Annotated in this window: 21 protein-coding genes; 6 read left to right on the top strand and 15 right to left on the bottom strand. The window is 62.8% G+C overall.

Annotated elements, in window-relative coordinates; translation table 11 throughout:
* Window position 1: 1 nt before the first annotated feature.
* The 11 genes from ispD to KUV45_RS08960 form a co-directional block, all read right to left on the bottom strand.
* Window positions 2–730 (bottom strand): 2-C-methyl-D-erythritol 4-phosphate cytidylyltransferase, encoded by a 729-nt coding sequence (gene ispD, locus KUV45_RS09010; protein ID WP_222162776.1) that lies wholly within the window; start codon window positions 728–730, stop codon window positions 2–4.
* Window positions 727–1065 carry a cell division protein FtsB gene (gene ftsB / locus KUV45_RS09005; RefSeq protein WP_206941219.1) on the bottom strand — a complete coding sequence of 113 codons (339 nt, stop codon included), beginning with the start codon at window positions 1063–1065 and terminating at the stop codon, window positions 727–729. The genes ispD and ftsB overlap by 4 nt, the downstream gene beginning before the upstream one ends.
* Window positions 1066–1323: 258 nt before the next feature.
* The gene (locus tag KUV45_RS09000) at window positions 1324–2400 is read right to left on the bottom strand and encodes a transporter (protein ID WP_224851990.1); all 1077 of its coding nucleotides are present in this window, start codon (window positions 2398–2400) and stop codon (window positions 1324–1326) included.
* Between the two features lie 234 nt (window positions 2401–2634).
* Window positions 2635–3423 (bottom strand): hypothetical protein, encoded by a 789-nt coding sequence (locus KUV45_RS08995; protein WP_222162775.1) that lies wholly within the window; start codon window positions 3421–3423, stop codon window positions 2635–2637.
* Window positions 3424–3490: 67 nt separating this feature from the next.
* Entirely contained in the window at window positions 3491–4195 is a 705-nt protein-coding gene (locus KUV45_RS08990; RefSeq protein WP_206941223.1) for a C39 family peptidase, read from the bottom strand.
* Window positions 4196–4279: 84 nt separating this feature from the next.
* Window positions 4280–5440, bottom strand: coding sequence for a hypothetical protein (locus KUV45_RS08985; RefSeq protein WP_222162774.1), 1161 nt, complete (start codon window positions 5438–5440; stop codon window positions 4280–4282).
* A 75-nt stretch (window positions 5441–5515) separates the two neighbouring features.
* Window positions 5516–6196: a hypothetical protein gene (locus KUV45_RS08980; RefSeq protein WP_222162773.1), complete on the bottom strand. Its 681-nt coding sequence runs from the start codon at window positions 6194–6196 to the stop codon at window positions 5516–5518.
* A 2-nt stretch (window positions 6197–6198) separates the two neighbouring features.
* On the bottom strand, window positions 6199–6768 hold the full coding sequence (locus tag KUV45_RS08975; protein ID WP_222162772.1) for a hypothetical protein: 570 nt from the start codon (window positions 6766–6768) through the stop codon (window positions 6199–6201).
* Between the two features lie 5 nt (window positions 6769–6773).
* Window positions 6774–7124: a hypothetical protein gene (locus KUV45_RS08970; protein WP_206941231.1), complete on the bottom strand. Its 351-nt coding sequence runs from the start codon at window positions 7122–7124 to the stop codon at window positions 6774–6776.
* A 927-nt stretch (window positions 7125–8051) separates the two neighbouring features.
* Window positions 8052–9425 (bottom strand): sigma-54-dependent Fis family transcriptional regulator, encoded by a 1374-nt coding sequence (locus KUV45_RS08965; RefSeq protein ID WP_224851989.1) that lies wholly within the window; start codon window positions 9423–9425, stop codon window positions 8052–8054.
* A gap of 271 nt (window positions 9426–9696) precedes the next feature.
* Window positions 9697–10875 (bottom strand): GNAT family N-acetyltransferase, encoded by a 1179-nt coding sequence (locus tag KUV45_RS08960; RefSeq protein WP_206941233.1) that lies wholly within the window; start codon window positions 10873–10875, stop codon window positions 9697–9699.
* A 213-nt stretch (window positions 10876–11088) separates the two neighbouring features.
* Here KUV45_RS08960 and edd point away from each other — a divergent pair, with 213 nt between their 5' ends.
* Genes edd through KUV45_RS08940 form a run of 4 tightly spaced genes read left to right on the top strand, consistent with a single transcriptional unit; the run spans window position 11089 to window position 15893 of the window.
* The gene (gene edd, locus KUV45_RS08955; RefSeq protein WP_206941235.1) at window positions 11089–12978 is read left to right on the top strand and encodes a phosphogluconate dehydratase; all 1890 of its coding nucleotides are present in this window, start codon (window positions 11089–11091) and stop codon (window positions 12976–12978) included.
* Between the two features lie 7 nt (window positions 12979–12985).
* Entirely contained in the window at window positions 12986–13954 is a 969-nt protein-coding gene (glk, locus tag KUV45_RS08950; protein WP_222162771.1) for a glucokinase, read from the top strand.
* Window positions 13951–14922: a D-hexose-6-phosphate mutarotase gene (locus KUV45_RS08945; RefSeq protein ID WP_222162770.1), complete on the top strand. Its 972-nt coding sequence runs from the start codon at window positions 13951–13953 to the stop codon at window positions 14920–14922. The genes glk and KUV45_RS08945 overlap by 4 nt, the downstream gene beginning before the upstream one ends.
* 17 nt (window positions 14923–14939) lie before the next feature.
* On the top strand, window positions 14940–15893 hold the full coding sequence (locus KUV45_RS08940; RefSeq protein ID WP_222162769.1) for a carbohydrate kinase: 954 nt from the start codon (window positions 14940–14942) through the stop codon (window positions 15891–15893).
* 103 nt (window positions 15894–15996) lie between these two features.
* On the opposite strand, the gene KUV45_RS08935 is transcribed toward KUV45_RS08940, so the two are convergent.
* The 4 genes from KUV45_RS08935 to zwf form a co-directional block, all read right to left on the bottom strand.
* On the bottom strand, window positions 15997–16629 hold the full coding sequence (locus tag KUV45_RS08935) for an oxidoreductase (protein ID WP_206941243.1): 633 nt from the start codon (window positions 16627–16629) through the stop codon (window positions 15997–15999).
* A gap of 195 nt (window positions 16630–16824) precedes the next feature.
* A complete protein-coding gene (locus KUV45_RS08930) occupies window positions 16825–17487 on the bottom strand; it encodes a bifunctional 4-hydroxy-2-oxoglutarate aldolase/2-dehydro-3-deoxy-phosphogluconate aldolase (protein ID WP_206941245.1) in 663 nt (220 codons plus the stop codon).
* A 15-nt stretch (window positions 17488–17502) separates the two neighbouring features.
* Window positions 17503–18186 carry a 6-phosphogluconolactonase gene (gene pgl / locus KUV45_RS08925; protein ID WP_222162768.1) on the bottom strand — a complete coding sequence of 228 codons (684 nt, stop codon included), beginning with the start codon at window positions 18184–18186 and terminating at the stop codon, window positions 17503–17505.
* Window position 18187: 1 nt separating this feature from the next.
* Window positions 18188–19687, bottom strand: coding sequence for a glucose-6-phosphate dehydrogenase (gene zwf, locus KUV45_RS08920; RefSeq protein WP_222162767.1), 1500 nt, complete (start codon window positions 19685–19687; stop codon window positions 18188–18190).
* 341 nt (window positions 19688–20028) lie between these two features.
* Here zwf and KUV45_RS08915 point away from each other — a divergent pair, with 341 nt between their 5' ends.
* Window positions 20029–20886 carry a MurR/RpiR family transcriptional regulator gene (locus KUV45_RS08915; protein WP_222162766.1) on the top strand — a complete coding sequence of 286 codons (858 nt, stop codon included), beginning with the start codon at window positions 20029–20031 and terminating at the stop codon, window positions 20884–20886.
* A gap of 124 nt (window positions 20887–21010) precedes the next feature.
* Entirely contained in the window at window positions 21011–21886 is an 876-nt protein-coding gene (locus KUV45_RS08910; protein ID WP_206941253.1) for a putative selenate ABC transporter substrate-binding protein, read from the top strand.
* Window positions 21887–21902 lie beyond the last annotated feature (16 nt).

Raw genomic sequence — 21902 nt, 5'->3', positions numbered from 1 at the left:
CTTACGTTTCCCGCGGCGCGCCCGCGCTGGAGAGCAACAGCTCTGCCAGACGCAGGTCCTCGGGATGGGTGATCTTGATGTTGTCGCGGCGTCCTGACACCAGCCGGGGCGAGAGGCCCAGCGCTTCCACCGCGGAGGCCTCATCGGTGATGCGCGCAACGCCGATGCCATCGGCGGACAGCGCCTGCCCCAGCGCGCGCTGCAACAGCGCAAAACGAAAGGCCTGCGGCGTCTGGGCCTGCCACAGGCCGCGACGATCTTCGGTGCCGGCGATGTGCCCCTGACCGTTGTCACGCTTGATGGTATCCGCCACCGGCGAGGCCAGCAGGGCACCCTCCGTAGCCTCCAGTGCCGCCTGATACAGATGCTTCAGGTCCTCGCTGCTGACACAGGGACGGGCCACGTCATGCACCATCACCAGGTCATCCGGTTGGCACTGGGTCTGGATCGCTGCCAGCGCATTGACCACGCTGTGCACCCGCTCGGCACCGCCTGGGACACGCTGCCAGTGTGGAAACGGCACCAGCGCTGGGTCGAACCAGGCATCCTCCGGCGACAGGCAAAGACACAGGTGGGCATCGGGAAAGGCCTGATACAGGCGTTCAAGGGTATGCGCCATTACCGGACGCCCGGCCACCTCCCGGTATTGCTTGGGCATATCGCCCCCGACTCGACGCCCGACGCCGGCGGCTGGCACGATCAACCACAGTCGTGGAGCGGCAGCACTCATTGGCTACTCGCTCCCTGCCCGCTGCCTGGCTCAGGCTGGGGAGACGGCGCGACGTCCGTCTCGACCCCGGGCACCCAGAAGAACTGCTCGTCGGTGCGCACCATCCCGACATCGCTGCGCGCACGCTCCTCGATGGCATCCAGACCGGTCTTGAGGTCCACCACCTCGGCGCTCAGCCGCGAGTTACGGTCACGCAGCGGCTGATTCTGGGCTTCCAGTGCTTCCACACGCCCGCTGACTTCATTCATTTCCATGACACCACCCTGGCCCAGCCACAGTCGATACTGAAGCAGGGCGAGCAGTGCCAGCAGCACTATCGCCAAGGTCTTGAGCATGAGGGTACCGTCGACATTCGATTCGGCGCCTAGTATGCCATCGCCCGCCCATCCGGGGCGAGCCGCAGGGCCATCCGGAGCGTGCGGCGGCTATCCTAGGTTCGATGTCGCCACAACACACCGCGGCCATAGCCACTCGCTACCGCAGCAGACGGATATGACAGGGAGTCGATATGCCAGGGTGCCGATACGACAGCGGCCGCCATATCATGGCGGCCGCTGGGTCACGGGTCCGACTACTGTTGCATCCGACTACCGTTACAGCTGGAACGGCATGCGGAAGGTCAAGCTGATGTCCGAGGCGTCATCGGTCATGCCGATGCCCAGGTTGGTGACCACCGAGGTGGAGTCGGACATGGCGTAGGTACCACCAATATTGAACACACCGATGTTGGCATCACTGCCGATGACGTCGGTCTTGCGACCGCCATCCGGGGTGATCTCGGTCTTGCGGATGTACTCATGTGAATACGACAGCGCAAGGCTCAAGCGCTCGTTCAAGGCAAACGCCGTACCAAAGCCCGCGCTGATGCTGTCCCCCAGGTCCACTTCGGCCTTCTGGTCTCCCTCGCCTGCCGAAATGTCGTCGAACTCTTCCTCGATATTGTAGGTGTACCCCAGGTTGGCAAAGACGATGGCGGGATCCAGGGTCTTCAACACCGAGACCCCAGCCGTCACGCCCCAGACCCCGTTACCGGTAGGCAACTCCTTGGGCACCGAGAGGTTACCCGCCGAGTCGACCTGCTCGATCTCGATCCCGTAGGGGTCCTTGCCGGTCGGTGCGCGCACTCCGAGACTCACCACCACGTCGGGCCGCTCCGTGGTCTCGGGCAGCAGGCGATAGGACAGACTCGCCGAGATGTCACCCAATCCGGCCTCGTCGACATCCTCCTCGACATTCTGTTCGGTGGAAAACTCGCCACCGATGGACTGGATGGTGGTCGTCCGATAGACGAAGGGCACGTTGATGCTGGCCTCCAGCCTGTCGGTCAAACCATAGCGGGTGTTGATATCCAGCGTGGTGATATGGGTCTCGACATTATCCAGATTGAGCTCGCCGAGGAAGATCGCATCGAGGGCCAGAAAGCCGCGTAGGGCCAGGCTGTCGCGATCAGAGTAGGTATAGGTGATGCCCGGCTCGATGGTCAGTCGGTCCGAGAACAGCGCGTGTTCCTCACGGAAGATATCCTGCACGCTGCGCGAGGCTTCCTGAGACTCCAGCGCCTGCTGCTGCTCGGCACCCACGGTCTGCTGGGCGAAAACCGGTGTCGCGGCACCGGCAAGCAAAAGGCCCGCCAGGGGCGGGCAGAGCGTCCTGTTGATGACGATATTCACGTCGTTCTCCTTGTCCCCGAAATGGTCGCTTGTCGTTCTTCACTCTTTCTCGAGGGGCTACCTGCAACCGGTCGTCTGGCGCGCCCGTCAGGGGGAGGCCTGGCCCACCTGCATGCCAGTACCAGCGTGCCTCCCGTGCTCCTCTCCCGGCAGGAGTTCCCTGTCACCCCTGCTCAAGCGTAGTTAATGTGTACGTTAAAAGAGTCTTAAATACCGCGATTCGGGCATTTATTGTCAACGCAAGGCGGCTGCCGCCTTGATTCCACTCAGCATGCCGGGCGTCGCACGATCCCCCACGCCGGACTGATTGCCCATATACAGCTGCAGCCGGGTGAGGTTTCGCACCTGCTGCAGGCTGCTGGACAGCTGAATCGCCTGACTAAGCCCACTGCCTGGCACGATGGCCTGACGAATGTTGCCCATGCCCGGCATGTCGATGGACACGCTCATGTCGTTGCCCACCGCGGACACCGCGATGGTGCTGCCAGCGACCTGGCGGGTTCGGGTACCTCCCCCACTCGCGCTGCTGGTGCTGAAGCTGGAGGCATCCAGCACATCGATCACCAGGTCATTGGCGGCCACGTTGAAGTCACCGCCGGCCTGGATCGACTGCACGACCCCGGAGGCATTGGCGGTCCCCTGGTCGACCACCCGGGCGCCATTGCCAAGTCGCGCCAGACCCGCTCGGCTTTCCACGACGGTGATCGTGGGTTCAAAGCTGACACTGGGCTGCTGCCGGCTGAGATCCCCCAACATGCGAGCGCCCGCGGCCAGCTGGTCACCGGCGGCGGTGCGCCACTCACTGACCATCTGCACGCCAAAGAACATCAGCCGCCCCTTGTCGGCAAAACGGCCTCGCTGCACGCCAAGCTCGTTATCCGAAAGCTGGCGTGCACTGGCGAAGCCTTCAAAGGTGGTGAAATCGGTGGTGGCGGCCTGTGCCGCCGGTATCGACAGGGACAACGCCAGCGCCAACAGCATGGCGCCCCTGCCTGCCCCTGTTCCCTTGTCCTGTCCCATCATGTTCGTGCCCCCTGATCGACGGCGCCTCACCACGCCGCAGAGCCTTGCCGCTTTGTGATCGTTGTTGTCAGAACAGCTCGGCGTGACGGAAACCGAAGTCGATCATCTGTTCGCGTGATACGGGAGAAAACACGTCCTTCATACGATGCGCCGTCAACGGCTGGCGCGGATCCAGCAAGGCGGTATAGCGGTCGAAACCGTCTCCCACCACCGCGAAAATGATGTTGTTCCAGGCGGCCAGGAAGTCGTCACGGGTCATTACCCGATTGCCCAACGCCGGATCGCCGATGTAGACGCGATCCCCGCTGGCCTTCTTCATGACCACGAAGTGTCTGTATCCGTTGAGGTCCAAAAGGACGATCACCGGTATCGATACCTGGTCCAGGGTGTCGCCATCGACTTCATAGCCGCGGCCCCTGAGACCCAGCGTCTCGACATAGTTCTTGAGATCCAGCAGAGAGAAGCCCTGCTGCTGCACCAGCTCCAGATCGGCCACCTCGAGCATGCCCGCCAGGACATCGTGCTCGGTGGTATCGGACATCTGGTAGGCGTACTTGAGAAGCGTGGCCAGTGACGCGGCACCACAGGAAAAGTCGGTGCGCTGCTCCACCAGGTTCTCGTAGCGACGTTCACGGATGGACTGGACGTCCTTGTTGATCACCGTCCCCGGCACAATGCCGCCCAGGCGGATGGTGGCGGCGTGCCCGTCGAGGGCGGGCAGTGCCAGGCCAAGGGCGATTGCCGTGGCCAGCGACCAGCGTGGCAGCGTCATGGTCGGTCTCCCTTCGTGCTGAACGTCGTGGTGAAAGAACCCCGGCCCGCAAGGGCCGGGGAGTATCACGCGAGTGATGTTGGCTTAGTTCTCGCCACCGCCACCACCCATGGAGGTGCCACCCATGCTGGAGGCAATGGACAGCGAGTTGCGCTGCATGTTGCCGCCGCCAGCGGCGATGTTGACGCCGATGTTGCCGGTGGCCCCGGCCAGGGCGTTGGTGCCGAGAGAGGCGTTGTTTTCCTGGTAGACCAGGCGCTGGCGTGTATCGATGCTGAAGCCAGCGGAGACGCCACCCAGGCTGATCCGGCCGCGCTCGCGGAAGCTCAGAGTGCCGCTTTCCTCACCCTCGAACTTGCCTTCGTTCTTCAGGCCGCCAATGGTCGGACCATTGTCGTCGAAGTCGATGTGGCCCCACAGCACCTCGCCACCAGAGTGTCCAGCGCCGCCCTGCCAGATTTCCGGATAGACGTCGTTGGTCTGTGCCCAGTCACCTTCGTAGGAGCCGCGACCGCCACCCACATAGCCACCGCGCAGTGCGGTCTTCTCGAGATAGGCAGAGGTGTTGGTCAGAGTCACGACTTCGCCGCCTGTCATAGAGGTGTTGCCAAAGCTGGCCTGGACGCCGCCGGATGTGGCATCGGCGCTGCCGCTGGCAGTGTTGACCGACGCGGCCAGACTGTTGTGCTGGGCGTTGCCGATACCGGCGGCCACGTTGACACCCACATTACCGCTGGCATTACGCAGCGCGTTGGTGCCCATGCGTGCATTGTTCGGGCTAGCGCTGATGTCGGTAGTGTTGTTGGAGGCGGACTGGAAGGAGAACGACGCAGACTGGCCGAACACGGTGGCGGCGTCAGAAGATGACAGCGCGGCATCGTTGGCCTGCTGGTTGTTGTCACCGGCCGCCACGTTGACGCCGACGTTACCCGAGGCGCCCTGGAGGGCACCGCTGCCCAGGGTGGCATTGTTCTTGGTCAGGCTCTGAGAGGCTTCGTTGTCGTCGCTGAACTGCTTGCTATCCACAGTCGCGCCAGAGTAGTTGGGATCATAGAAGATCGACCCGCCCAGGGCGCCCAGGCGCTTGTAGGTGTGGGAGTCGTTCTTGATATGAACGTCGTAGCGGTTGTTGACGTCGGAATCCATGTAGGAATCGGTGTCGAAACGGTTTTCCGCCATTGCCGCGGGCGCGGCCAGAAGTGCAGAGATGGCCAGAGCGAGCGGAGCTTTTTGGAAAGTTTTCATGGTCGTTCTCCTGAATGAACCGTACTGCCTATTCACTGCTGTTATTGACGTCACCCTTTGCTTCGTATCTTGACGCTATTGGTTGAAGCGAAAGCTGAAGCTATTGCGAGTGGCGTTCCCCGTGCCGGCTGACTGGTTGACTTGAATCACTCCTCTGGCCCCCGCAAAACTGCTCTCGTCAATGTCGAGATTGCGGGTCACGCCGTTGGAGTCACTGCCGTCCCCCCCGTTCAGCCCCTGCCTTGGAGCCAGCACCTGTTGCAGACTGTCGTCGCTCAGGCCGCTGACCGTGCTCCCCAGAGCCATGCCGAAGCTGTTGCTCTGAAGGTTGCCTACTCCCGCCGTCTGGTTGACGGACATCCATCCGGAAGATTGCCCAAAGGCCCCTTCTCTGATGGCCGTCCCTACCTCCATGTCGGCGAGTCGCTCGTCGATGCGCACCTGCTGCACCAGACGATTGTTGATCGTGGCAGCGTCACCGGTTGCCAGTGAGCCGCTGCTGGATTGAAGATTCTGACTACCGGCGGCCAGATTGGCCGACGTCACACCGCTGACACCGCTGAGCGCCTGTCCACTGATGACGCTGCTGTTTCTCAGCACCCCCAGGTCTTGCCCCCTGGCCGAATCCGGGCTGACCATCACCAGGCCCAGGGCCGTGGCGAACATCACCACCCGTGTCAGCCGCAGCGGTATGGAGGACAACTCTGACATCTCGGCTGAGGCGTCCATCGCAGGCTTTAGTTGTTGAGTCAGCATGCTCAGCGCCTCCCGCCGGTCAGGGGCGCCAGCGCCCCGGTGACGGTGTTGGCGATACCTGAGGTGGCTCCGATCACGCTGCCACCGGTGGATCCGCCGCCTACGGATGTCGCCACTCGATTGCTCGAGCCGACGCCACCACTGCCAAGATGGGTGCCGGTGCCTAGGGCGCGGTGCATCTGGTTCATGCCTTGCCCGACGCCGGCACTGATGCTCGCGGCCCGGGTATCGTCGAGAACGATGGCGGTGACGCCTCCCATACGGCTGTGGACGCTACCGGTCGCGCTGCGCGCCATATTGCTGCTGCGCATCAGGTCAGCCCGCGCTCGGATAGGGCCGCTGTCGCGATTGACGTATCCGAAGGGTGCTGTCTCGACTTCTCGCAGCACGATGATTTCACCCGGCTGGACCCCAGGGCGTAGCTCGGCAGCCTGACTCTGACCGGTCCCCACACCGGTCAGAGCCGCCACTGCTGCAGCTGCCAGCATCACACGCCACTGGCAGGCCACGGCCACGCCGCCCCCTTGCCCTGCTTCCATCCCCTGCCCTTCGTTGATTTTCAGGTGTCCCATGGTGATCACCAGTCCCGTTGCGTAGTGACGGTGGCGCTCTGCCGGTTGTTCAGGCCGTTGGCGACACGATGGCTGCTATCGCCGCCACCGCCCCCTGCGCCGCGCCCTGGACGCTCGTCCCAAAGAATGACGCCGTCAGCGTCTATTGCTGTGTCGGGAACAAAGCGTCCGCGAATCTGGTCCAGCGCTCCGTCATTGACGATGTGCTGTTCTATCGGAGTGGCGAATACCTGGGTCGCATCCGTCAGCGAGTTGTCGGACTGGGCCTGACCTGCCGCGGCTAGCGCAGCGGTCGCAATGATCGCGCTGGCTACGCAGCGAAACTGAATTCGGCCTTTCGCGATCATCTGGTTCATGTCGGCATCTCCTGCGGATGTTGATCCCTGCGCCCCTTTGCTCCTCGCCAAGTACAGAGCAAATGGCGTGCCAACTTTTAAACCATTGATATTTAATAACTTTTATATTCCACGCTGTCGGAAACTGTTAACTGGCTGATACAACGAGCCGAGACACCACCTGAAGGACCTGCACAAAATGAGATTTAATCCATTGTTTTTAAATGGATTTAAGGGATAAGTAACAGGACTGGTACAGCCTTGGGCGTGACCGAGCTCGCCGAGGCCAAACGCCAGGAGCTGAACAGGAAGGGAGTGCACGCGAACCCGCACAAATCGTAGGTTTCAGCGCACAGGAAAAAAAATCGACACACCGGTGAACAGGCTGTTGGCATGCGTTACGCCAACGTCGCCCCCGCGTCAGCAAGGGTGTACTCATGGGCAGCCGATATGCTGTCCAATGCCTTCCGAGAACCAAAAGCCATCGACAGGTAACTGTTTTTATTGGATAAAAAAAGAATCGAAGGACATGAGGCGGGATGCAATTATGCTGTTTCACTCACGATACAGTTTCTGTTTCGAGCCCCTTCAGGCTCACTTCAGCTCACTGCATGGCTTTCACTACCTGGCTTTCACTAGCAGGTTTTCACTACCTGGCTTTCACTACATGGCCGCCATTGGACGGCCTTCACTTCGCGACCTCCACCTGGGGGGCGGTATCAGCAGGTCAACCTCGGGAGAAAGTGGCTTGCCAGACACGCAAAGGCCCCGCCATCGCGGGGCCTTGCAGGGTATCGGCCCTGAGCCAGTGTCACCCTTGAACGCCGGGACAGTCATGTCGGCGCGGGGCATGGGAAAACGGCTAGACAGCGCCTGTGTGGCCTCACTGTCCACCGACATGGGGTTAAGGAATCGACAGCTTCAGGCGAGAAAAGGGGCACCGCCTCCCTAAGAGAAGGCGGCCTCCTGGGGCGGGGATCGGGAAATACCGTGCTTGTCGAGCAGGCGATAGATCGTCACTCGAGAGACTCCCAGCTCCTTGGCCGCGGCATTGACCCGGTACTTGTTGCGCCCCAGCGCCGAGAGCAGGGCATCCCGCTCGGCTTCTTCACGCACCTCTTCCAGGGTCATCTGGTGCCTGTTCAGGCCACGACGTTCGATCCCGAGGTCTTCCGGCTGAATCAGCCGGTTTTCGCACATCACCATGGCCCGCCGCACCCGGTTGATCAGCTCACGCACATTGCCCGGCCAGTGGTAGCGCTGCATCACCGACAGCGCCTCGCGGGAAAAGCCTTTCAGACAGGAGGCCTTTTCGCTGGAAAAGCGTTCGAAGAAGAACCGCGCCAGGATCTCGATATCTTCGGAGTGCTCCCGCAGCGCAGGCACCTTGACCTGGAGCACGTTAAGACGGTGGTAGAGGTCCTCGCGAAAGCGCCCCTCCTTGACCGCCAGGTCCAGATTGACATGGGTCGCCGCCACGATGCGCACATCCACGGGGATATCGTCGAGTCCCCCGACACGCTGGATGCAACGCATCTCCAGAAATCTCAACAAGTTGACCTGCAGCTCCAAGGGCAAGTCGCCAATCTCATCGAGAAACAGGGTGCCCCCGTCAGCGGCCTCGATGCGTCCAATCTTGCGCTGGGTGGCCCCCGTGAATGCGCCCTTTTCGTGACCGAACAGCTCAGACTGAATCAAATGCTCGGGCAGGGCTCCACAGTTGATCGCATGGAACGCTTCTCGTGACCTGGCCGAGCGCTCGTGGATGGCCTGGGCGGTCAGCTCCTTGCCGGTGCCGGATTCCCCGCTGATAAAGACAGGCGCATCGACCACCGCGACCTTGCGGATGGTCTTGAACAGATTCCACATGACCGGGGTCGTGCCGACAAACTCGTATTCGGAATCTTCTGCGCTGGTCGACATGCTCTGCTCTTCTCGATCGCGCTGCTGCAGGCGCGCCAGCTCTGACGCATGCTCCAGAAGAATCGACAGACGCAAGATATCGACCTGGGGTGACACCAGCGAATGGCTGAGATGGGCCATGATACGGCGCTTGTCGGCATCGCCTATCTGTTCTTCCGAGCCCACCGCAATCCAGGGCCTTTCGCTCTTGAGAATCAGCGGCTCCAGGTGCCTGAGATCATGGCTGGACAGATCCCCCAGCACCATCACTCCTACCTGGCAAGGATCATCTACCTGTAACCGGCAATCGGACAAGGGGGTGATCAGGGGATGCATCTGCCATCCACTGCTCTGCAAGCCTTTCAGCAGATGACCGGCGTCCCCCTCTGGATTGCCGATCCACCAACTGCACCGCGGCATCACATCCATCGTGTGTCCCCTGAACCCGACGCCTCGCCCAGCAGGCCATGATCACGGCAATCGCGCGATCCATGGCCCAATCGGCACAACCTTGACACGCTGCGCCGGCACCAGCCCCATGGACATCACGCTCGTTACCTTGCGACATCACGCCGGGTCGGTACTGCCGTCCGGTAAGTGACGGCCAAGATGGCCACTGGGTTGCCTGGATACGCTTCGTCGGTATGTCGTCGTTGTCTTACATTCTTATCGGTTGAATCATAGCACCGTATCACTCGCTGCCTCGAAACGGTAATCCACGCTCGGCAGCCTTGACGTAGCCGTCCACATGCAGGGCCTCTTCTCGACAAAAGCGCTGCACCGCGTCAGCAAGGCGCGGGTCGGCGATGTGATGCAGGGAGGTCAAACGCCTGGGGGCGAAGCCGCGAGCCACCTTGTGCTCGCCCTGGGTACCGGGATCGAAACACGTCAGACCTTGCTCCAGGCAATGTTCGATCCCCTGGTAGTAGCAGGTCTCAAAGTGCAGGCAGTCTGCCATGACCTCACTGCCCCAGTAGCGGCCATACAAGGTGTTGCCACCTTGCAGGCACAGCGCTGCGGCGACCGGGCGTTCGTCAACCAGCGCCTGAATCAACACCAAGCTGTCCGGCATATTGCGCCGTAGCTGCTGGAAGAAGGGTTCACTGAGATAACCGGCGCTGCCTCGCTCCAGATAGGTGATGCGGTAGCAGCGATAGAAATGGTGCATCGCGGTCTCATCGATGTCGCGACCCTGAAGCCGGCGCATGCGTATGCCCTGATCGGCGACCCGACGCCGTTCTCGCCGCACTTCCTTGCGGCGCCTTGAGGTCATGGCAGCAAGATAGCCATCGAAGTCGCCAAATCCCCGGTCGCGCCATTGAAACTGCTGTCCCTTCCTCGGGATGAGCTCAGGGCAGGCCTGTTGCCAATGAGCGATTTCATCGTCTTCGGCGAACAGCAGATGCCAGCTTGATAGGCTATCGTCGGCCTCCCACTGGCTGGCCAACAGCCTTATGGCGGCACCAGGGTCTTCGCCTTCGGCCAGGGCTAGCCTCGGCCCAGGAGCTGGGGTGAAAGGTATGGCGCTGATCGCTTTCGGATAGTAGCGACCTCCTGCTCGCTCCCAGGCATCGGCCCAGGCCCAGTCGAACACATACTCGCCCCAGGAATGCTCCTTGTAATACCAGGGCAACGCCCCGACGAGACGATCTCCTCGCCACAGGGTCAGGTGCGCGGGCAGCCACCCCGTTCCCTCTCCCACCGCCGCAGTCGCCTCCAGCGCATGCAGAAACTCATGGCGCGCAAAGGGATAGTCCGGCCCGACGACGGCGTTCCAGCGGTGGGCCGGTATCTCCGCCATGGCCGTCAGTCGGCGCAGCTCCAGCGCCGGTTCCTGATCGTTGCTGTTGGCCAGAGGGGGTATTGGCATCACAACTGCCTCCTAGCGCTTTGCGATTGCGCCACAGAGTGCCAGACTTTACGGCAGGACGCCGCTGCTCACCGGTAAAGGTGAGAAACCCACCCTTCACTCCCGTAAAATAACTACATATTCGACCAAAGCATTCGGTTAAAAGGGAGGAATGCGGTCAAATGTTTGGTAAAGTTACGTACCTGACCCGCATCAACACGTCTGAGGTTGACCATGGCTAGCCAGCAAGCTTCTTCGCTCGATCCCACTGTTGCCCGCGTTACCGAACGCATCCGCGAACGCTCTCGTGAGAGACGTGCGCTCTACGTGGAGCGCATGGAGGCCCAGCATCGTCGCGGAGTTCATCGTGCGGAACTGTCCTGCGGCAACCTTGCTCATGGCTTCGCGGCCTGCGGTAGCGAGGACAAGAATCAGCTGAAACTGATGAACAGCGCCAACCTGGGAATCATTTCGTCCTACAACGACATGCTGTCCGCCCACCAGCCGTTCGAAACCTTTCCCGAGACCATTCGGGAGAGCGCTCGCCAGATGGGGTCCACCGCACAATTCGCCGGCGGCGTGCCCGCCATGTGCGACGGGGTCACGCAAGGCCAGCCAGGCATGGAGTTATCACTGTTCTCCCGTGACGTGATTGCCATGGCGGCCGCCGTCGGCCTGTCCCACAACATGTTCGATGCCGCACTCTACCTCGGGGTGTGTGACAAGATCGTGCCGGGCCTGTTTATCGGCGCTGCGCGCTTCGGCCATCTGCCCACCACCTTCGTTCCCGCCGGCCCCATGCCAAGTGGCCTGCCCAACAAGGAAAAGGCGCGGGTCCGCCAGCTGTACGCCGAGGGCAAGGTGGGTCGCGACGAACTGCTGGAGGCCGAGTCCGAGAGCTATCACAGTCCGGGCACCTGCACGTTCTATGGCACCGCCAACTCCAACCAGCTGATGATGGAATTCATGGGGCTGCACCTGCCCGGGGCTTCCTTCGTCAACCCCGGCACCCAGATGCGCGAGGCGCTGACGCGGTTTGCCACCGAACAGACCATCCGTAACACCGAGCCCGGCGGCAACTACCGCCCCTTCTATCGGCAGATCGATGAACGCGCCATCGTCAATGCGATGGTCGGGCTACTGGCTTCCGGTGGCTCCACCAACCACACCATGCACCTGGTCGCCATGGCGGCTGCCGCTGGCATCACGATCACCTGGGACGACTTCTCGGAGCTGTCCTCGGCGGTACCCAGCCTGACGCGGGTCTACCCCAACGGCCAGGCCGACATCAACCACTTCCAGGCCGCAGGCGGCATGAGTCTGTTGATTCGCGAGCTGCTTGGCGCGGGCCTGATCCACGGCGACATTCCCACCGTGTTCGGCGACGACCTCACCGCCTACACCCAGGAACCCTTCCTGGAAGACGGCAAGCTGGTGTGGCGTGAAGGCCCATTGGAAAGCCTCGACACGGATGTGCTGCGTCCGGTGGCCAATGCCTTTGCCCCCACCGGAGGCCTGAATGTGCTGCAGGGCAACCTGGGCCGCGGCGTCATCAAGGTCTCGGCAGTGGAGCCCCAGCACCGCATCGTGGAAGCCCCGGTCAAGGTCTTCGAGGAGCAGAATGACCTGAAGGCGGCCTTCGATGCGGGGGAGCTGGACCGGGACGTGATCGTGGTGGTGCGCTTCCAGGGGCCAAAGGCCAACGGCATGCCCGAGCTGCACAAGCTGACCCCCTACCTCGGCGTGCTCCAGGACCGCGGCTACAAAGTGGCACTGGTCACCGATGGCCGTATGTCGGGTGCATCAGGTAAAGTGCCGGCAGCGATTCACATGACACCGGAAGCACTGGACGGTGGCCCCCTGGCGAAACTGCGCGATGGCGATATCGTCCGCCTTGACGCTGACAAGGGCGAACTGTCCGTGCAGCTCGATAATGCCGAGTGGCAGGATCGTCCGAAGCGCGTGGCCGAACTGGACCACTATCATGTGGGCCTGGGACGTGAACTGTTCGGCGGTTTCCGTCATCTGGCCATGGGCGCAGAGGAAGGTGCTGGCGTATTTGGCGGTTTCGAGGCCGACGACCTGGTGCGCCAGCAGCAACAGATTCACGACGAGGACGCCTGACCACGCCATGACACGTCAAGCGCTGATCGGGGATATCGGCGGCACCAACGCGCGCTTTGCGCTGGTGTCGCCGGACCACCCTGCCCCCCACCACATCATGACGCTTCCCTGCGCCGACTATCCGGGAGTGGTCGAGGCCGTTCAGGACTACCTGAGCCAGGCAGGTGCCAGCGGCCAGGATGCGCCGAAGGAAGCCTGTCTGGCCTTCGCCTGTCCGGTACACGCCGAACGGGTCAGCATGTCGAACAATCACTGGGATTTTCTCAAGAGTGATGTACGACGCGAGCTGGGGCTCGATAACTTCAAGGTCATCAACGACTTCATGGCACAGGCCCTGGGCGTCCCCCATGTCGCTGCCCATGAGCTGGTCAGCATTCAGACGGGTGACGAGGTCGAGCATGCCGCGCGCCTGGTGATCGGCCCGGGCACTGGCCTTGGCATGGCGGGTGTGTTCCCGGCGCGGCGTGCCTGGGTGCCCTTGCCCAATGAGGGCGGACACGCAAGCTTTGCCCCCACGGATGAGCTGGAGCTGGACATCTATCGCCACTTTCACCGCCGCTACGGGCGGGTCAGCGTGGAGCGCATCCTGTGCGGCCAGGGTCTGCTGGACCTGTACCGCGTGCTGGCCGACATGGACGGCCAGCCGGCACTGGCGTCATCTCCGGCGGAGGTGACCAGCGCGGCCAACAGCGGTGACCCTCTGGGGCGTGATACCATCCTGCGCTTTCTCAAGATCCTCGGTGATGTGTCAGGCGATGCCGCCCTGACCCTGGGAGCCAGAGGGGGCGTCTATCTGTGCGGAGGTATCGTGCCGAGACTGGTGGACTGGCTACCCCACAGTGGTTTTCTCAGCGCTTTCAGCAGCAAGGGCCGTATGCGCCCCTACAACGAAGCCATCTCCATACAGGTGGTCAAGGCCCCCTGGACGGGCTTGCTGGGCGCCGCCGAGGCGCTCCACAACGAGGAGGTCGAATGATTCCGGCAACGCTGCAGAGTTTGATCAATGACGTGCAAGGCCAGGGCCGTATCCACTGGGCCGGTCGTGAGGTCTGGGTGGCCAACGAGTCCTGGGGGCAGCTGGCGATCTCGCTCCAGGGGGCCCAGGTACTGCACTATCTACCCGCGCCCGACCCCGCGCGAGCCGCAGGCGCTTCTTCTTCCGCGTCCGGCCCCGCGTCAGCCGCTGACGGCGGTGTCGATAGCGGCGCGGATGACGCGCTAGTGCCCGGGGGTTGGCTGTGGGTAACGCCGACACCCCAGCAGGTGCCGGGTGCCATTCGCGGCGGGATTCCGCTGTGCTGGCCATGGTTTGCCGACGAGAACACGGCGGACGAGTCTGCCGATCGTTCTGGGCCGATGCACGGTCCGGCGCGCAAGGCTGACTGGCAGCTGGATGCGGTGGATGAGCACGAGGACGGCGTCGAGGTGCATCTGTCGCTGCCTCAGCGACTGCACAGCCAGCTTCATCCCCGCGCCGTGGTCCAGGCCAACGCCCAGCGCCTGCATGTCGAGCTGATCACCGAGCACCTGGGGGAAACCCCGGTCAAGATGACTGCCGCGCTGCATAGCTATCTGGCCGTGGATCAGGTCTTTGCCTGCCGCGTCGAAGGACTGGCTGGCGCCCGCTACCTGGACAAGCTCAAGGGCTTTGCCGAGAGCGAGCAGATCGGCGAGCTAGGCGTGCGCGAGGGCATTGACCGGATCTACCACTCCAACGCCGAGGTGGTGCTGGATGACGGCCACCGGCGCCTGCGCATCGCTCGTCAGAACAGCGACTCCGTGGTGGTGTGGAACCCGGGCGAGTCTCCCAACCCGGACACTCCCCTCGACGCCGCACGTCGCTTCCTGTGTGTGGAATCCGCCAACACCCGCCTTGACCCGGTGTGGCTGGTACCTGGAGGCCAGCACATGCTCGGCACCACCCTATCATTGGCCAACGACTGATCGCCGAGGAGCCTCCCATGACCCCTGTGATCGCCTTCGGAGAAGCGCTCGTGGATATGCTGTCCAGCCGGCTGGGCAGCAGCACGCAAGGTCCAGAGACCTTCACGCCCTACGCCGGTGGCGCACCGGCCAACGTCTCGGTGGCCTGCGCCCGCCTGGGTCTCACCAGTCGTTTTCTGGGCATGCTGGGAGACGACCACTTCGGTGACTTCATCGCTGCCGAGCTTCAGCACCACGGTGTCGATGTCAGCGGCGTTGCGCGCACGAAAGAGGCCCGCACCGCCCTGGCCTTCGTCTCACGTGATGACCAGGGTGAGCGCACCTTCGACTTCTATCGGCCGCCTGCCGCTGACCTGCTCTACCGCACGGAACACCTGCCCCAGGGCGTCTTTGCAGAGCCTGCCATCGTGCACCTCTGCAGCAACAGCCTGACGGATGAGGACATCGCCGAGACCTCGCTGGCCATCACCGAGATGGCCGCGCGAGCAGGCTGCCTGGTCAGTGTGGACGCCAACCTGCGCCATAATCTGTGGCCAAATCATCAGATCGACATAGGCCTGGTCACCCGCCTGCTGGACCAGGCGGACCTGATCAAGCTGTCGACCGACGAACTCGACGCCCTGCGTGGCGATCACCCCCGGGAAGACTGGTTGGCCGAACGACTGGCGGCCGGAGCACGCCTGATCGTGATCACTGATGGTCCCGGCTCGGTGGCAGCCCATACGATTCGCGGCGTGACTCACATGACACCGCCAGCGGTGACGGCGGTTGACACCACCGCTGGCGGCGATGCCTTTATCGGCGGCCTGCTGGCGGCCCTTGCCGACCACGACTGGCAGCAGCCCGACTGGGCCCAGGACGGCGCCTTTCTTGAGCGCGCCCTGACCCTGGCATGTCGCTGCGGCGCCCATGCCGTGACGCGCCCCGGTGCGTACTCGGCGCTGCCCCGGCGAGAAGATGTGATCGACTGAAGCGATCCGCTACGGTGACTGCCCGACTCCGGGGCCGTCGCCTGATGTTCCATGCGCGCAGCGTAGTGTCACGTCAGCGCATGGATGCAGATGCAGTGTTTGCTCAGGCCAGATCCCTGGCCTCGACAAGGTGACGCCCAGCCGGGGCCAGGACGGCACCGTCGACCAGCGCCTGGGCAATCCTTGATACCGGACTCGGGCGCCACTGCCTGGGCAGCAGCGGCCGCAGCAGACGCGACGCGGCCAGGCCCAGGCGCTCGCCGCGACGTACCTCGAGGCGCTGGCCATCGATCAAGCCAGGCCGCACTATCGTCAGGCTATTGAAGTCGAGTCCCCCTAGCGCGTCTTCCAGCTCACCCTTGACCCGGGAATAGAAGAAGCGTGAGTGGGGGCTGGCGCCCAACGCCGAATTCAGAGAGAAACGCTGGGCCCCTCCAGCTCGCGCCTGGCGGGCGAACCACAGCGGTAGTTCCAGATCGACCCAGCGAAAGGCGTCGCGAGATCCTGCCGCCTTGAGGGTGGTACCCAGGGCGCAGATGACGGCGTCGACGTGCCACCGTTCACCGCCTTGTTCGAGCTGGGCAAAGTCCACGACAGGACTCGTCAGGCAGGAGTGCTCGCGCTGCAGCGGTCTACGCACCGGCGCTACCACGGCACTGACCTGCGGATGATCCAGCAGCCTGCTCAGCACCTCCTGCCCCACCAGTCCCGTCGCTCCCAGTAACAGCACCTTCATGTCGCCGCCTCCGCCGCGTTGAGAATGCCCTGCATCTTGCCATGCCGGGACGATATCCGAAGCCATATCCGTGGCTATAGCGACATTGTGTGGACGAGCTCACGACGAAGCAAAAAAAATCCGGCCAGAGGCCGGATCAAGGACAGCACCAGCTGTCGAGAGAGAGCACATGGATCATCATCCAGTGCAGAGAGCTCAGTGGTGGAAGCGGTCAGCGGCTTCCTTGGCCAGGGCGCGAATGGCATCCCAGTCACCGGCATCGACCAGCGACTTCGGCGTCAGCCAGGAACCGCCAACGCACATCACATTCGGCAGTGCCAGATACTCGGAGGCATTGCCCAGATTGATGCCGCCGGTAGGACAGAAGCGCGCTTCGCCGATCGGGCCACCGAAGGCCTTGAGCGCCTTGACGCCTCCGCTGGCCTCCGCCGGAAAGAACTTGAAACGACGGTAGCCATACTGCCAGCCGGTCATCAGCTCGGAGATGGTGGCGACACCGGGCAGCATGGGCACCGGGCTTTCCACGCCATAGCGATACAGTGCATCCGTGGCGCCGGGGGTGACCACAAAATCCGCACCGGCCTGCTCGACCTGACGATACTGGGCCGGGGTCAACACCGTTCCGGCGGCGATGCTGGCCTGAGGCAGTGCCTTCTTGAGGCGCGCGATGGCCTCGATGGCGCAATCCGTGCGCAGGGTGACTTCCAGCACGCTGAGACCGCCTTCCACCAACGCACGCCCCATCGGCACAGCATCCTCGATGCGGTCGATGACGATGACGGGAATGACCTCTGCCTTGAGGCAGATGCTGTCCAGTTCAGTGGTACGAGTGGAGGGAAGCTGTTTTTCAATGGTCATGAGTGACTCCAGAATTCAGGGTGCCCAGTAGACGGCCAGCGGGCAGCTCAGGAAGGCGCGGATGGGCAGTTCCCGCACGTCGTCTCCGGCCATGGCGGAGGCCAGCACCGAACGCTTGTCGTCGCCGGTAAGATGCAGCACGTGGCGACGTGCATGGTGCAGTCGCTCGGCACTGAGGGTGATGCGAGCCTGAGGCTGACTGGGGGTGCGCACCGCCACGGTCAGTGCATCGGTGCTCAGGGCCAGGTCCAGCTCGCGGCTATCGGGGAACAGCGACGCGGTGTGCCCATCACCGCCCATGCCGAGGATGACCACCGACGCCGGCCAGGACAGACCGGCCAGCCGCTCGGCCACCTCTTCAGCGCCCTGCTCCGGGGTGGCATGGTCTGTCGTCAGCGACACGAAGTTGGCGCTTTGAGCGTGATTGACCAGCAGATGTTCACGCACCAGACGGGCATTGGCGTCATCTGCATCAGCCGCGACCCAACGTTCATCAGCCAGCGTCACGTCCACTCGTTGCCACTCCAGCGACTGTCGCGACAGCGCATGAAAGAAGGGCACCGGAGTCGAGCCCCCGGAGACCACCAGCAGAGCCCGCTGCTGCACCGCCAGGTCTTCACGCAACGCCGCCGCCACACTTTCGGCCAGCTGATGGGCCAGTTGCTCGCGCGGCGACAACTCGGAACCTTGTGCACTCATATCAGTAGTCCTCGTACCAGCTGCGACCATCCTGGGTGATCATGGCGATCGAGGCCACCGGCCCCCAGGAGCCCGCAGGATAGCGACGCGGCGGTTCATTGCGGTCTTCCCAGGTGGCGATCAGCTCGTCGCACCAGCGCCAGGCATGCTCGACTTCGTCACGCCGCACGAACAGGTACTGCTGCCCCTTCATCACCTCGAGCAACAGCCGCTCGTAAGCATCCGGAATACGGGCCTTGGGGAAGGCGCTGTTGAAATCCAGATGCAGGGGCCCCCGGCGCAAGCGCATGCCCTTGTCGAGGCCGCTGTCCTTGGTCAGCACCTCCAGGCGAATGCCTTCCTCAGGCTGCAGCCGGATGATCAGCTTGTTGGCGGCGATCGCGCGCTGATCCGGGTCAAAGATGTAGTGCGGTTGCTGACGGAAGTGGATCACGATCTGCGACAGCTTCTCCGGCATGCGCTTCCCGGTGCGCAGATAGAAGGGCACGCCCGCCCAGCGCCAGTTGGCCACTTCGGTCTTCATGGCCACGAAGGTCTCGGTGTAGCTTTGGGTATTGGCGCCCTCTTCCTCGAGATACCCCGGCACACCCTGGCCGTTGCTGGTGCCCGCCGTGTACTGGCCCCGCACCACGTCGCGACCAATCATGTCATCGGTAAACGGCTTCAATGCCTTGAGTACCTTGACCTTCTCGTCACGAATGGCATCCGCGTCCAGGTTGGCTGGCGGGTCCATGGCGATCAGGCAGACCAGCTGCAGCAGGTGGTTCTGGACCATGTCGCGGAGCTGTCCGGCCTGGTCGAAATAGCCCCAGCGCCCTTCGATCCCGACCTTCTCGGCCACGGTAATCTCGACGTGAGAAATATGGTTCTGGTTCCACTGGGTACCGAACAACGGGTTGGCAAAGCGCAGTGCAATCAGGTTCTGCACGGTCTCCTTGCCGAGGTAGTGATCGATTCGATAGATGCGCGACTCCGGGAATACCGCTCCCACCGCATCATTGACCTCACAGGAGGACTCCAGGTCGTAGCCGATGGGCTTTTCCACCACCACGCGGCTCTCGTCATCCAGGCTGCCACTGGCCTCGAGATGTCGACAGATATCTCCGTACAGGCTGGCACCCACGGCAAGATAGACCACCAGCGGGCGCTGCTGGGCCTGCTGCTTGCGCCAGTCGGCAATCGCCGTGTAGCCCTCCACCGTGGTGAAGTCGACGGTCAAGAAGGACAGGCGGTCCAGGAAGCGCGACACCACCTTGTCATCCAGCTCGCTGGCCTTGACGTACTCCTTGAGCGACGCATGAATGCGCTCCCGGAAGGCGTCGAGATCGATATCCTGGCGTGCCAGTCCCAGCAGCCGGGTATCCGGATGCAGCAGACCTTCACGATCGAGCTGGTAGAGCGCGGGAAACAGCTTGCGGCGAGACAGGTCGCCCAAGGCGCCAAACAGCGCCAGATCAATGTCGGTGCGCCCGGCGTCACTGGAGCGGGAGTGTCGTGTCATAACCGTCCTCGTGTGCTGGTAGACTCCTGACGGGCGGTGCCAAGGCATCTAATGGCTGAGTGACTCGCCGCAGGAATATCTAAGTTTACAAAAAAATAGTCGAAATTCCGCGGCGAGTACACACAATATTTTGTAAACTTACACAAAATTTGAGCTCGCTGCGCTTATACATTCGGTGTACATTGCGGGGACATCGAATGTGGATTGGATGTCGTCGGCGAGACAGCTAGGATAGCTGGCATTGTGTAGTTAAATCACCACATCCCCTGAGGGAGTCGCCCTGGCTACCCCTTCACCCCACCGTCCCATTCACCCACGCCGCTACGGAGCCACTGCCGACCATGGTTCGCCACGATCTTATCGAACGCATCCGCGCCCGCCTGGACGAGCTGAATCGCTCCGAACGCAAGGTCGCCGATGTCATTCTGGCCGACCCTGCCGCCGCGACCGGCATGAGTATCGCCAGTTTGGCTCAAGCCGCATCGGTCAGCGAGCCTACCGTCAATCGCTTCTGTCGCAACTTCGACGCCAAGGGCTACCCGGACTTCAAGATTCAGCTGGCCCAGAGTCTGGCAGGGGGCACCCCCTATGTCAGCCAGGCAGTGGAACCCGATGACAGCGCCGAGGCCTACACCGGCAAGATTTTCGGTGCCACCATCGCCGCACTCGATCTCGCCAGCCGCGAGGTCTCGCCCGAACGTATCGACCGCATGGTCGACTATCTGATCCAGGCCAAGCAAATCCATTTCTTCGGCCTTGGCGCCTCCGGAGCCGTCGCCCAGGATGCTCAGCACAAGTTCTTCCGCTTCAACCTCCCGGTCAGCGCCTACGTCGATGTGCTGATGCAGCGTATGGTGGCCTCGGCCTGCCACACCGGGGACGTCGTGGTGGTACTCTCCTACACGGGACGAACGCGAGAACTGGTCGATATCGCCGCCATCGCGCGGGAACATGGTGCCGTGGTGCTGGGCATCACCGCCCCGGATTCCCCCCTGGCTCGCCAGTGCACCGAAACCCTGACGGTCAGCGCCCCGGAAGACACCGATCATTACATGCCCATGACGTCGCGGATGGTGCAGCTCGCCCTGATCGACGTCCTCGCCACCGGGGTCACACTGCGACGCGGCGAGGACTTCCTTCACCACCTCAAGAAGATCAAGGACAGTCTGCGCGGCACTCGCTACAGCGTGGACGACTGAGTCGAGCCGCTGTCGCGGCATGCGGCTTGCCTCAAAGGGGTATTGGCACAACAATAGGCGCCCTGCCCCGCGGGAATGCCCTCGCGATGGCTGACCATGCACCTCATTGCTCAAAGGCTGCCCCATGCGCTCACTTGCTTCGCTGACGTCGTTGCTGGCTATCGCCACCGCCGGCCTGATTGGCCTGCCCTCCGTCGCCGCCGCGGACACCTTCCGCTTTACCGCCATTCCCGACGAAGACGAGTCGCGCCTGGTTGAGCGTTTTTCCAAGGTAGCCGACTATCTCTCCGACACCCTTGAGGTGGACGTGGAGTATGTGCCCGTCAAGTCCTACGGCGCCGCCGTCACAGCCTTCCGCAACGATCAGGTGCAGCTGGCCTGGTTCGGCGGACTTTCCGGGGTACAGGCACGACGCCTGGTACCTGGCTCCCAGGCCCTGGCCCAGGGCGTCGAAGACGCGGCCTTCGAAACCTATTTTCTGGCCCACGCCAGCACCGGCCTGGAACCCGCTGATACGCTCCCGGACAGCATCGAAGGCAAGACCTTCACCTTCGGCGCCAAGACGTCCACGTCAGGCCGCCTGATGCCCGAGCACTACCTGCGCGAGCGCTTTGATGCCGCCCCGGAAGAGCTGTTTACCCGGGTGGGCTTCTCCGGTGACCATTCGCGCACGATTGCGCTGGTAGAAGCTGGCACCTACGACATCGGTGCGGTCAATTTCAAGGTCTGGGACGCGGCGCTGGCCAACGGCGACGTGGATACGGACAAGGTCGACGTGATCTGGTCCACACCCAGCTACCCGGACTACCAGTGGACCCTGCGTGGCGACGCCGATGAGACCTTTGGCGCAGGCTTCACCGACAGAGTGCGCCAGGCACTGCTGAGCATGGATGATCCCGAGCTGCTCGAGAGTTTCCCGCGCTCAGGCTTTATTCCTGCCGACAACGACATGTACGCCCCCATCGAGAGCGTCGCCGAGAACCTCGGCCTGCTGCGCTGATGTCACAAGGCCCCAA

The sequence above is a fragment of the Halomonas sp. DP3Y7-2 genome (assembly GCF_019800795.1).
In the GTDB taxonomy this organism is placed as follows: Bacteria; Pseudomonadota; Gammaproteobacteria; order Pseudomonadales; family Halomonadaceae; genus Halomonas; species Halomonas litopenaei_A.
The sequence above is the reverse complement of the archived record's forward strand: the minus strand, read 5'-3'. Positions and strand labels throughout refer to the sequence as shown.